Below are 12,539 nucleotides of genomic sequence, written 5' to 3'. Positions count from 1 at the left end.
GTTTTGCTCTTTCAATGATTGTTGGTTAAAACGGTCACCAACGCTTATACAGCAAGCGCTGGCAGCTATGAATTCAGTATTTCAAAATACCGCCATCACGTTTAGTGAAACCTGCGCGATGGCGGCCCTGCCAGCCGCCCTGGCGGGCGGCTGGGGCGCTCACAGACTCACTCCGCTGCCATCCCCTTTTCACGCACCACCTTGCTCCACTTGGCGTAGTCGGTGGTCAGGCTTTGCTGCAGCTGGGCAGCGGGCAGGTAGCGGGCAATCGCGCCGGCGCCCAGGATGCGGTCCTGCACGGCCTTTTGCGACAGGATTTCCTTGAGTTCCTTGTTCAGGCGCTCGACCACGGCCGGGGGCAGGCCCTTGGGGCCGAGGAAGGCGCCCAGGGACACGGCGGAGAAGCCATTGATGCCTTGTTCGGCGATGGTCTTGACCTCGGGAATCATGGCCACGCGCTCGGGCGAGCCCACGGCCACGGCCACCAGCTTGCCGGACTTGATGTGCGGCAGGGCCGCGACCAGGTCGGCGTACATGATGGGCACCTGGCCACCGATGGTGTCGGTGATGGCGGGCACACCGCCCTTGTAGGCCACGTGCTGCATGTCGAACTTGCCCAGGTCCTTGAGCAGTTCCATGCTCATGTGGCCAAAGCTGCCGGCGCCGCTGGTGGTGTAGTTCAGGGCCCCCTTTTGCGCACGCGCGGTGTCGATCAGCTGCTGCAGCGTGGTCACGCCGGGCAGCTTTTCGGGGTTGACGACCATCACGATGGGCAGGTCGTAGATCATGGCGATGGGGGTGAAGTCCTGGGTCACCTCGTAGCCGGTGTTCTTGTAGAACAGCGGCGCGAACAGCGTGGGCGTGGCCAGGGTCATCAGCGTGTAGCCATCGGGGGCAGCGCGCTTGACCTGACCGGCGGCGATGGCGCCCGAGGCACCGGACTTGTTTTCCACGATGATGGGCTGGCCCAGGCGATCGGACAGCTCCTTGCCCACGATGCGCGAGACCACGTCGGTGGGGCCGCCCGGTGGGAAGGGCACGATCAGGGTGATGGGCTTGGTGGGCCAGGCGGCCTGGGCCCAGGCGGAACCGGCCACCACGGTGGCTGCGGCGGCCAGCGCCAGGCGTCGGGTCATGGGGTGTGCGTACATTGCTTTGTCTCCTGTTTGGTTGTCATGCATGCGCAGGGCCAGGCCCTGCGCGGGGGTGTCAGTCCACCCGGGCGTCGGCCACTTCGATCAGCGACTTCCACACGGGTGCGGCCTGGGCATAGGTCTTGGCAAAGCCTTCGGGGCTGCTGAAGACGGGCAGGAAGCCTGCGCCGTCGATGCGCTCCTTGACCTTGGGGTCCTGCGCGGCGTCCTGGATGGCGGCGGACAGCACGTCCACCACGTCCTTGGGCGTGCCGGCAGGCAGGGCCATGCCGACAAAGCCGGCGATGGCGTAGGCGTCATCGGTCACGCCCTGCTCGTAGATGGTGGGCAGCTGGGGCAGCACGGACATCCGGCTCTTGCCGGTCACGCCGATGGCCTTGAGGCGGCCGCTGTCGATGAAGGGCTTGGTGTTCTGCGCGCTGGAGAAGCACAGCTGCAGCTGGCCGCCGATCAGCTCCTGGATCATGGGCGCCTCGCCCTTGTAGGCGACGTGGGTCATGTCGGCGTCCATGCTCTTGCTCATGTAGGCACCGCCCAGGTGGGCGTACGAGCCCACGCCCCAGGAACCATAGGACACCTTGCCCTTGTGGGCCTTCACCCAGGCCAGCAGCTCCTTCATGTTGTTGGCCGGCACCGAGGGGTGGACCACGAGGGTCACCGGGGCCGAGGCCAGCAAGGACAGCATCAGCAGGTCCTTCTGCGGGTTGTAGGCCATCTTGGTGTACAGGAACTGGTTGATCAGCAGCGAGGTGCTGAGCGAGACCACCACGTTGTAGCCATCCGGGGCCGACTTGGCGACCATGTCCGTGCCCAGCATGGCCGAGGCACCGGCCTTGTTTTCCACGATGACGGGCTGGCCCAGCTTCTTGGACACGGCCTCGGCCAGCACGCGCGCCACGATGTCGGTGGCGCCGCCGGGATTGAAGGGCACGATGAAGCGCACGGGCTTGCTGGGGTAAGCGGCCTTGGCCCAGGCGGGCAGGCCGACCAGGCTGGTGCCGGCGGCCGCGGCCGTGGCGGCCAGGAACTGGCGGCGGGGGATGGTGATACGGTCCATGTGGTTGTCTCCCTGTTGAACGGAACGGTGGAAGCCGGCCCTCGGTCCTTGCCGCGCAGCCCTCTGGTGGGGCCGTCGCAGGCGGTCCGGCTTGGCAAAAATCAGCCTTGTTGCTCGGGCAGCGTCAGCACGCCCTTGTCCTTCAGCGCCTGCAGCTGTGCATCGCTCATGGACAGCAGTTGCTGCAGCACTTCGCGCGTGGCCTCTCCCAGGGTGGGCGGGGCGTTGCGGATCGGCAGACGCTGGCCATCCAGGCGGTACGGCGGCGCAAACACCCAGGTCTGACCGGCCACGGGGTGCGGCATCTGGTGGAACATGCCGGCCTGCTGCGTGCGCTGGCTGGTCAGGGCCTCGTGCAGGCCCGCCACCTCGCCGCAGGGGATGCCCACGGCGTGCATGCGGTCCAGCAGCTGCTGGCGCGGATGGCTGGCGATGATCTGCTTGAGCATGGGCAGCACTTCGAGGCGGTTGCGCGCCCGCTCCACGTTGGTGGCGTAGCGGGGGTCTTCGAAGATGTCGGGACGGTCGATGACGTGGCGGCAGAAGGCCTCGAACTGGCGGTTGTTGCCCACGCCGATGATCAGCGGGCCGTCGGCCGCCTCGAACAGGCCGTAGGGCACGATGGACGGGTGGGCGTTGCCGTAGCGCTGGGTGTCGTGGCCCAGCAGCATGGCGTCCAGTGCGTAGTAGCCGTTGATGGTGATGCCGCAGTCGTACAGCGCCAGCTCGATCTGGCGGCCCCGGCCGTTGCGGCTGCGGCGGTACAGCGCCGCCAGCACGGCCTGGGCGGCGTACATGCCGGTCATCAGGTCGACCACGGCCACGCCGAACTTCAGCGGGGGCGTGCCCTCCTCGCCGTTGATGGCCATCAGGCCGGCCTCGGCCTGGATCACCAGGTCGTAGCCGGGGCGCTTGGCCTCGGGGGTGTCGCTGTTGTAGCCGGCCACGCTGCAATAGATCAGGTCGGGCTTGATGGACTTGAGCTTGTCGTAGCCCAGGCCCAGCTTGTCGGCACCGCCGTGCTTGAAGTTGTGGATCACCACGTCGAACTGCGGCAGCAGGTCATAGATGATCTGCACGCCTTCGGCGCTTTGCAGGTCCAGCGTGATGGACCGCTTGTTGCGGTTCATGCTGTTGTAGTAGGTGGTCTCGGTCTGGCCGATGCGCATGCCCCAGTCGCGCGTGTCATCGCCGCGGCCGGGGTGCTCCACCTTGATGACTTCGGCACCGAAGTCGGCCAGCACCTGGCCACACAAGGGGCCGGCAAACACCCGCGACAGATCGAGCACGCGCACGCCTTCCAGCGGAAAGTCGATGTCGTCGGGCAATGGTTGGGTGGTCATGTGAGGGTCTCCCTGGGCCTGTGGTTCTGGTGTTTACTGCGTCAGCGGCACGCTGGGTGCCTGGCGGAAGCTGGGGGCGCGCTTTTCCAGGAAGGCACCGATGCCTTCGCGCGACTCGGCGGTCTCCTGCGACTGCACCATGTAGCGGGCTTCCAGCTCCAGCTGTGCTTCCAGCGTGTTGCGGGGGGCCTGGCGGCACAGGTCCTTGATGCGCGCCATGGCCAGCTCGGGGCCCTGGGCGATCTGCTGCGCCAGCGCCAGCGCCAGCACGATGGCCTGGCCGGGTTCAGCCAGGCGGTTGACGGCGCCCAGGCGCTCCATGCGCTCGCCACTGATGCGCTCACCGGTCAGGCACAGCTCGGTCAGCACCTGGCGCGAGACGAATTCGGACAGGAAGGCCGTGGCGCCGCCGTCGGGCGTCAGGCCAACCTTCACATAGGCCACGGAGAACACGCTGTCGCGCGCGGCCACCAGCATGTCGCAGGCCAGCGCCAGCGACAGGCCAGCCCCGGCCGCCGCGCCTTCGACCGCCGCAATGACGGGCTTGGGGCAGTCGCGCACGGCGCGGATCAGGTCGTGCAGGCCTTCCAGCTTTTCGCGGCGCTGCTCCACGGGCAGCTCGCGGCGCTTGGCCAGCTGACGCAGATCGCCACCGGCACAGAAATGCCCGCCTTCGCCGGTCAGGATGACCGCGCCGATGCTGGCATCGGCCGCGGCGTCCGCCAGCGCGGTGGTGACGGCCGCATAGAACTCGGGCGACAGCGCGTTGCGCGCGGCCACGTTGTTGTTGGAGAGGATGAGCACATTCCCCTCGCGACGAATCAGCAATGCATCGTTCACCGCATGTCTCCTTGGCTTGTTGTCGTGGTCGGTGGGTGCCGGGGCCGGCCGCCCGGGCGGCCTGGGACTCAGACGGCCTGGCTCAGCGCCATGAAGCGCGCCAGGTGGTGGTCTTCGTCACCGAACTGGTGGTCGATCATGACCAGGCGCTTGGCGTAGTGCGCCAGGGGCAGCTCCCAGGTCATGCCGATGCCGCCATGCATCTGGATGCTTTCCTCGGCCACCAGCGTGCCCGCGTAGCCCACGGTGTACTTGGCCGCGGCCAGCATCTTGGCGCGCTCCACGCCCTGGGCGTTGTCGATGGCATCGGCCGCGTTGATCACGGTCGAACGCACCTGCTCCACCTCCAGCAGCAGATCGGCCATGCGGTGCTGCAGGGCCTGGAAGGTGCCAATGGCCACGCCGAACTGCTTGCGGGTCTGCAGATACTCCAGCGTGTACTGCTTGGCCACGTCCATGGCGCCCAGGGCCTCGGCCGCCAGCGCCAGCAGGGCATAACCCTGGATGTGCTCCAGCAGGCCATAGCCTTGGCCTTCGGCCCCCAGCAGGGCGTCGGCACCCAGCTGCACGTTGTTGAAAGTCAACTCGGCGGCGCGGCCACCTTCAAAGCAGCTGTAGCCGCGCTTGCCGATACCGGCCATGGTGCCATCCACCAGGAACAGGCTGATGCCGGCTTCGTCAAAGGCACCACCGGCCGTGCGTGCCGACACCAGCAGCAGGTCGGCCTTTTCGCCCAAGGCCACCACGCTCTTGGCGCCGTTCAGCACCCAGCCCGTGGCAGTCTTGGCGGCCGTGGCGGTGACCTTGTTCAGCTCGTAGTGGCTGCCGGGTTCGTCGTGCGCCAGGGCAGCGATCACGCCGCCGGCGATGATGTCGTCCAGGCGCTGCTTTTGCGATTCGGTGCCCGCGACAATCAGCGCCTGGCCCACGACCAGGGCGCCCAGCAGGGGCTCGGCCACCAGGCCGCGGCCCAGCGATTCGAACACCACGCTGATGTCGAAGCCCGAGCCGCCAAAGCCGCCCGCGTCTTCAGGGAACAGCGCGCCGATGGCGCCCAGCTCGGCGAACTGGGCGTACAGCGCGGGGCTGTGGCCTTCGTCGCCATAGGCCAGCTGGTTGCGGTGCTCGATGCCGTACTGCTCCGCCACGAAACGGTTCAGGCTGTCCGCCAGCATGCGGCGGTCTTCGGTGTGTGTGAAGTTCATGACAAATTCTTTCTACCCAACAGGTCATCTATCCAGATCGCTCGGCATCACCGCTTTCGAGGGAGACACCGAGCAAGAGCCGCCTCGCAGCAAGGGTGTCGTTCCCCTTGGGGGAAGGCGCGCAGCGACTCAGGGGGTGGACATTTACAAGCCCAGGATCATCTTGGAGATGATGTTTTTCTGAATTTCGTTGGAGCCGCCGAAGATCGACAGCTTGCGGTAGTTGAAGTAGTTGGCCGAGGCAGTCGCAGCCTCGTCGATGCCGCCCACCGGCGCGTCGTCGTAGCCTTCGTACTGGGCTTCGTCGATGTAGGGCACGGCATACACGCCCATGGCACGGCGGATCAGCGACAGGATTTCCTGGCGGATCTCGGTGCCGCGGATCTTCAGCATGGAGCTTTCCGCACCGGGCACACCGCCACCGGCCACGGCGGCGATCACGCGCAGGTTGGTGGTCTTCATGTTTTCCAGGTCGATCTCGACGCGCGCCATGCGGGCGGCGAACAGCGGATCCTGGTTCAGTGGCTGGCCGTTCTTGTGCACCTTGGCGGCGATGACCTTGAGCTTGGCCAGCGCCGAGATGCAAAAGCCCACGCCCGCGATGCCGGTGCGCTCATAGGTCAGCAGGTACTTGGCGTAGGTCCAGCCCTTGTTCTCTTCACCCACCAGGTTTTCGACGGGCACCTTAACGTCGGTGAAGAAGACCTCGTTGACTTCCTTGTCGCCGTCCAGCGTGCGGATGGGGCGCAGCTCCACGCCGGGGGTGTTCATGTCCACCAGCAGGAAGCTGATGCCGGCCTGGGCCTTGGCGTCCTTGTTGGTGCGCACCAGGCAGAAGATCATGTTGGCGTGCTGGCCCTGGGTGGTCCAGGTCTTCTGGCCGTTGACGATGTAGTGGTCGCCGTCGCGCACGGCCGTGGTCTTGACCGAGGCCAGATCGGAGCCCGCACCGGGTTCCGAATAGCCCTGGCACCACCAGTCATCGCCGTTCAGGATGCGGGGCAGCCAGTACTTCTTCTGCGCCTCGCTGCCGTACTTGATCAGCACCGGGCCCAGCATGTTCACGCCAAACGGCACGATGCGCGGGCCACCGGCCAGGGCGCACTCGGTGTCGAAGATGAACTTTTCCACCGCCCCCCAGCCGGGGCCGCCGTGTTCCTGGGGCCAGTGGTTGGCGTACCAGCCACGCTCGTTCAGGATGGCGTGCCACTGGGCCTGGTCTTCCTTGCTCAGGCGCTGGCCGGCCTTGACCTTGTTAGCGATGTTTTGGGGCAGCTTGTCCTTCAGGAAAGCCTGCACTTCGGCGCGGAACGCCTCTTCTTGGGGGGTGAATTGCAAATCCATTGCGATGTCCTCAGTAATCCGTGGCGCGGTACGCCGTCAAACTTCAAATCTGTATGCCCTGCCGCGCAGGGCGTGATCAAAAGATCTCAAACAAGCCCGCTGCGCCCATGCCACCGGCAATGCACATGGTCACCACGCCGTACTTGACCGACGGGTCCTTGGCCTTGCGGCGCTGGCCTTCCAGCAGGATGTGGCCGGCCAGGCGCGCGCCGGTCATGCCAAACGGGTGGCCGATGGAGATGGCGCCGCCATTGACGTTCAGGCGCTCGGTGGGAATGCCCAGCTGGCGCTGGCAGTACAGGGCTTGGGAGGCAAACGCTTCGTTCAGCTCCCACAGGTCGATGTCGTCCACCGTCAGGCCGTGGCGGGCCAGCAGCTTGGGCACGGCAAACACGGGGCCGATGCCCATCTCGTCGGGCTCGCAACCGGCCACGGCAAAGCCGCGGAAGGCCCCCAGCGGCTGCAGGCCCAGGCGCTCGGCCACCTTGGCCTCGACCACCACGCAGGCGCTCGAGCCGTCGGACAGCTGCGAGGCATTGCCCGCGGTGATGAAGTTGCCAGGGCCCTTCACGGGCTCCAGCTTGGCCAGGCCGGCCAGCGTGGTGCTGGCGCGGTTGCAGTTGTCCTGGGTGGCGATGACGTCCCGGTAGGTGACTTCGCCGGTGTCCTTGTTTTTCTCCGCCATCTTCGTGGCGCAAGGAATGATTTCGTTGCCAAACAGACCGGCCGCCTGCGCGGCGGCGGTGCGCTGCTGGCTCAACAGCGAGAAGGCATCCTGGTCTTCGCGGCTGATGTTGTAGCGCTTGGCCACCACGTCGGCGGTGTCGATCATGGCCATGAACAGCTCGGGCTTGCGCTCGACCAGCCAGGGATCCATGTCGGTGGGCAGGTTGTTGCCGGCGCGAATGCCGGAGATGGTTTCCACACCGCCGGCCAGCATGGCGTCCACGCCTTCGGCCACCACGCGGCCCGCCGCGATGGCGATGGACTGCAGGCCCGAGGCACAGTAGCGCGTGATGGTGGTGCCGGCAATGCTCAGCGGCAGCTCGGCGCGCAGCACGGCCTGGCGGCCCAGGTTGCGGCCCTGGAAGCCGTCGGGGTTGCCGCAGCCGAGGATCAGGTCCTCGATCATGGCGGGGTCCACGCCCGAGCGCTCCACCGCGGCCTTGACGGAAAACGCGGCCAGCTGGGCGGCGGGCGTGATGTTGAACTCGCCGCGGTGGGACTTGGTCAGCGGCGTGCGGGCGGTAGAAACGATGACGGCTTCGCGCATGGTGTGTTGTCTCGGTTGAATTGGTTTGGATAGCTGTCAGCGCTGTTGTTTCAAGTCTTTCCAATACTTTTGATATGGAAAGCCTGTTTGTTATTGCGCTTCCAGCTTCTCTTTTTGATGCCGCACCTTGAACGTGCGGCCCGGTGGCCTGGTTTTTGTGTGCCCCCGGTACTCCCTGATGGGCCTTGCGGCCCTTCCTCTTTGTGCGCCGCACGCGGCGGCGCACGCCGATCACGCAGCCTGACGGAGGTGGTGCCCTGTGCAGGTGGCCACCCCTGGGCAGGCTTTAGTCCGCCTGGTTCAGGCTGTCAAAGTTCTTGCCTTCGGCGACCAGCTTTTTCAGCAGGGCGGCGGGCTTCCAGAACAGCGGGTCTTCCTGTTCGAACGTCTGGATGTCGGCCAGGATCTTGTCCAGGCCCTGCATGTCGGCCCACTTCATGGGGCCGCCGCGCCAGCGGGGGAAGCCGTAGCCGGAGATGAAGGTCACGTCCACATCCAGGGGGCGCAGGGCGATGCCCTCTTCGACCACCTTGGCGCCTTCGTTGACCATGGCGGCCATGTAGCGGCGCATGATTTCCTCGGGGGTGAACTGGCGTGGCGTCACGCCCTTCTTGGCACGCTCGGCGTCGACAATCGCCAGCACTTCGGGGTCGGGCTGGCCGACGCGCGCGCCTTGCGGGTACAGGTAGAAGCCGCGGCCGGTCTTCTGGCCGAACCAGCCGTTCTCGCAGATGCGGTCGGCCACCTCGACGTAGCGCGCCTTGGGGTCGCGCGTCGCGGCGCGGCGCTTGCGCGTGGCCCAGCCGATGTCGCCGCCAGCCAGGTCGGTGACCTGGAAGGGGCCCATGGGGTAGCCAAAGCCGCGCACGGCCGCATCGATCTCGTAGGGCGAAGCACCGTCTTCCATGATGTAATCGGCGGCCTGCTTGTACACGGCCAGGATGCGGTTGCCGATGAAGCCATCGCAGACGCCGGCGCGCACGGGCACCTTCTTCAGCTTCTTGGCCAGCTCAAACGCGGTGGCCACGACATCGGCCGAGACCTTGGCGGGCACCACGATCTCCAGCAGCTTCATGATGTTGGCCGGGCTGAAGAAGTGCAGGCCGATCACGTCCTGTGGGCGGGCCGTGGCGGCAGCAATCGCGTCGATGTCCAGGTAGGAGGTGTTGGTGGCCAGCACCGCGCCGGGCTTGCAGACGCGGTCCAGTTCCTTGAACACGGCCTTCTTGACTTCCAGGTCTTCGAACACGGCCTCGATCACCAGGTCCACGTCCTGCAGGTCGTCGTAGCTGGTCGAAGGGGTGTAGCGCGCCATGATGGCGGCCTTGCCCTCTTCGGTGAGGCGGCCCTTGGCGATCAGGCCGTTGTAGACCTTTTCCACATTGGCCTGGCCCCGGGCGATGGACTCGGCATCGCGCTCGACCATGATCACGGGGTAGCCGGCGTCCAGCGCCGCCACGGTGATGCCGGCGCCCATGGTGCCGCCACCGATGATGGCCAACTTGGCAAAGGCACGCGGTGCGGCGGCCTTGGCTTCGGGGATCTTGGCGGTCTCGCGCTCGGCGAAGAAGGCATGGATCAGGCCCTGGCGCTGGGGGCTTTCCAGGCACTGCACGAACAGGGCGCGCTCATGGGCCAGGCCCTGCTCGAACGGCAGGTTCACGGCGGCCTTGGCGCACTCGATGATTTTCAGCGGCGAGAACAGGCCACGCGCCTTCTTGGCGGTGTCGATGGCCAGGGCTTCCAGCTCGGCCAGGGCCCCGACCTTGTCGGTGATCTCGATGTCGCGGGTGCGGCGCACGGGGGCGCCGGCCGCCAGCAGGCCGCGGGTATAGGCCAGGCCGGCGGCGGTCACATCGTCACCGTCCACCAGTTGGTCCACCAGGCCGGCTGCGGCTGCGGCCTTGGCCGACAGGTGCTTGCCGCTGAGCATCAGCTCGGTGGCGGCCTTCACGCCCATCACGCGCGGGGCACGCTGGGTGCCGCCGGCGCCGGGCAGCAGGCCAAGGTTCACTTCGGGCAGGCCCAGCAGCGCCTTGGGCAGTGCCAGGCGGTAGTGGGCCGACAGCGCCACCTCCAGGCCGCCCCCCAGGGCGGGGCCGTGGATGGCCGCCACCACCAGCTTGGGGCTGGCTTCAATCGCGTTGCAGACCTCGGGCAGCGAGGGGGGCATGGCGGGCTTGCCGAATTCACGGATGTCGGCGCCGGCGATGAAGGCCTTGCCCTCACCGACGATCAGCAGGGCCTTCACGGCCGCATCGGCCGCAGCCTGCTCCACGGCGGCCAGCAAACCGGCGCGCACGGCCTGACCCAGTGCATTGACGGGGGGGTTGTGGATGCTGACCACCAGCACCTCGCCATCGAGGCGGGTTTGGACCACAGAAGCGGTGTTGTCGGAACTCATGCGCGTGTCTCCGGAAATCGGTTTTCAGGGAAAAGCCGTTTGTACTACGACAAAGGCTCTTTACAATCACCTCAATAATTGACAGACCGTCAAATAAATTTAGACAATCACCAGGGAAAACCCGCAATGGACCTGCAGTCACTCACCCTGCTGGTGGAGATCATCGACAGCGGCAACCTCAGCCAGGCCGCGCGCAAGCTGAAGATGACGCGGGCCAACGTCAGCTACCACCTGTCGCAGCTGGAAAAGTCGGTCGGCGTGCAACTGGTCAAGCGCACCACGCGCCGGGTGGAGCCCACCGAGGTCGGGCTGCGCCTGTACGAGCACGGGCGCAACATCCACAACGAAATGCTGGCCGCGCGCGAGACCATCACCAGCCTGGGCCAGGAATTGCGCGGGCGCGTGGGCATCAGCGTGCCCAGCGGCTATGGCCAGATCGTGGTGAGCGACTGGCTGATCGAGTTCAAGCGGCTGTACCCCGGCATCGTGCTGGACGTGCTGTTCGAGAACCGCGCCGACAACCTGCGCGACGAGGTCGACATCGCCATCCGCGTGATGCAGGAGCCGCCCCTGTCCGTGGTGGCGCGCAGCCTGGGCGATGTGCGCTATGTGGCCTGCGCCTCCAGGGACTACGCTGCGCAGCACGGCCTGCCGCAGACGCTGATGGAGCTGCGCGCCAGCCCGCTGATCACCGCCGGCGTGATGGGGCGCCAGCTGCGCCTGGCGGCCTACCAGGGGCTGGAGCGCCAGGAGGTGACGCTGGAGCCGACCATCATCTCCGAGCACTTTCCCTTCCTGCGCCAGGGCATCCTGGCCAGCCTGGGCGTGGGCCTGGTGCCCGACTATGTGGTGCAGGACAAGGTGGCCACCGGCGAGGTGCTGACCACCTTGCACGACTACCGGCTGAGCATCTTCGGCACGCACATGTACCTGCTGTACCTGCCCAACCGCCACCAGACCCGGGCGGTGCGCACCTGCATCGACTTTCTGCTGGCCAAGGCCCGCGGCGAGGCCCAGCCCACGACGGCATGACGCCAGGGGCTGCGGCCCAGCCCTACCAACCCCACAAGCTCCGGCCCAGGCCCAGGCCCCACGGCCATTAAAAAACCCGCAGGCACAGGCCTGCGGGTGCTGTGGGATCGCCGCGCACGCTCAGTCGCGGCCCCCCTCTTCACGGTCGCGCCGGTGCGAGGGCCAGGCGCGCCCCTCTTCCCGCAACGGACGCTCGGGCCGGCCCTCGGGGGGACGCGGCCGGTCCGGGCGCACCTGGAGGCGGCCATCGCCATCCGGGCGCCATTGCGGTGGGCGGCCCTCCCCACGGTCCGGACGGTCTGGGCGATCGGGCCGCACCTGGGGCGGGCGCGGTCCGTCGTCAGGACGCCAGAACGGCGGACGGGGCCGGTCATCGGGGCGCACTTCGGGCCGCAAGGGCCAGGGCGCCGGGCGCACCGGCGGTGGCGGCGGCCGGAAATGGGGCCGCGGTGGTGGGGGCGGCACATAGTGGTAGCCGGGGGGTGCCCAGCGCCCAGGGCGCCAGTCATAGCGGTTGCCGGTCCAGAACCAGTCCCCACCAATCCAGATGTAGTTGGGCGCGGGTGCCACAGTGCGGTACTCGACGCGCGGGGGTGGCGGATAGCCATAGGTGGTGTAGACCGTGGTGCTGGAGTAACCATAGTCGGCATAGCCGTCATCCACCGGAGCCACCACGCAGCCACTGAGCAGAGCCACCGCCCCTGCCACACCCAGCGCCGCCCAGCCGCGCGGGCTGAAGCGGGTCCATCGCACAGAGGAATCAGTCCATCGCATAGCAGCTCCTAACAAGGTGACACATTCCATAACGCAAAACCCCGGCACGATGCTGACCGGGGTTCTTGTCGAAGCTGTAAAGCGCGGGTAAAGAAGCCGCGCAAGATGTGTCG

General features: G+C 66.8%; 10 protein-coding genes. 1 reads left to right on the top strand and 9 read right to left on the bottom strand.

What is annotated here, in order from left to right; genetic code table 11:
- Positions 1–167: 167 nt before the first annotated feature.
- The 8 genes from CA2_RS13340 to CA2_RS13305 all read right to left on the bottom strand — a co-directional run bounded on the left by CA2_RS13340 (position 168) and on the right by CA2_RS13305 (position 10,620).
- A complete protein-coding gene (locus CA2_RS13340) occupies positions 168–1,136 on the bottom strand; it encodes a Bug family tripartite tricarboxylate transporter substrate binding protein (protein WP_245620961.1) in 969 nt (322 codons plus the stop codon).
- A gap of 73 nt (positions 1,137–1,209) precedes the next feature.
- Positions 1,210–2,211, bottom strand: a complete 1,002-nt coding sequence (locus tag CA2_RS13335; protein WP_042418132.1) for a Bug family tripartite tricarboxylate transporter substrate binding protein — start codon at positions 2,209–2,211, stop codon at positions 1,210–1,212.
- 101 nt (positions 2,212–2,312) lie between these two features.
- A complete protein-coding gene (locus CA2_RS13330; RefSeq protein ID WP_042418129.1) occupies positions 2,313–3,554 on the bottom strand; it encodes a CaiB/BaiF CoA transferase family protein in 1,242 nt (413 codons plus the stop codon).
- Between the two features lie 33 nt (positions 3,555–3,587).
- Entirely contained in the window at positions 3,588–4,394 is an 807-nt protein-coding gene (locus tag CA2_RS13325; protein WP_042418126.1) for an oxepin-CoA hydrolase, alternative type, read from the bottom strand.
- Positions 4,395–4,462: 68 nt separating this feature from the next.
- Entirely contained in the window at positions 4,463–5,599 is a 1,137-nt protein-coding gene (locus tag CA2_RS13320) for an acyl-CoA dehydrogenase family protein (protein WP_042418123.1), read from the bottom strand.
- 144 nt (positions 5,600–5,743) lie between these two features.
- On the bottom strand, positions 5,744–6,943 hold the full coding sequence (locus CA2_RS13315; protein ID WP_042418121.1) for an acyl-CoA dehydrogenase family protein: 1,200 nt from the start codon (positions 6,941–6,943) through the stop codon (positions 5,744–5,746).
- Between the two features lie 76 nt (positions 6,944–7,019).
- Positions 7,020–8,216 carry an acetyl-CoA C-acyltransferase gene (locus tag CA2_RS13310; RefSeq protein ID WP_042418117.1) on the bottom strand — a complete coding sequence of 399 codons (1,197 nt, stop codon included), beginning with the start codon at positions 8,214–8,216 and terminating at the stop codon, positions 7,020–7,022.
- A 286-nt stretch (positions 8,217–8,502) separates the two neighbouring features.
- A complete protein-coding gene (locus CA2_RS13305) occupies positions 8,503–10,620 on the bottom strand; it encodes a 3-hydroxyacyl-CoA dehydrogenase NAD-binding domain-containing protein (protein ID WP_042418114.1) in 2,118 nt (705 codons plus the stop codon).
- Between the two features lie 126 nt (positions 10,621–10,746).
- Here CA2_RS13305 and CA2_RS13300 point away from each other — a divergent pair, with 126 nt between their 5' ends.
- Positions 10,747–11,652, top strand: a complete 906-nt coding sequence (locus CA2_RS13300) for a LysR family transcriptional regulator (RefSeq protein WP_042418111.1) — start codon at positions 10,747–10,749, stop codon at positions 11,650–11,652.
- 120 nt (positions 11,653–11,772) lie between these two features.
- Here the strand turns inward: CA2_RS13300 and CA2_RS17665 are convergent, their stop codons facing one another.
- Positions 11,773–12,405 (bottom strand): YXWGXW repeat-containing protein, encoded by a 633-nt coding sequence (locus CA2_RS17665; RefSeq protein ID WP_217997639.1) that lies wholly within the window; start codon positions 12,403–12,405, stop codon positions 11,773–11,775.
- Positions 12,406–12,539 lie beyond the last annotated feature (134 nt).

The organism is Comamonas aquatica NBRC 14918 (assembly GCF_000739875.1).
GTDB classification, from domain to species: domain Bacteria; phylum Pseudomonadota; class Gammaproteobacteria; order Burkholderiales; family Burkholderiaceae_C; genus Comamonas; species Comamonas aquatica.
This window is presented reverse-complemented; position numbering and strand designations above follow the sequence as displayed.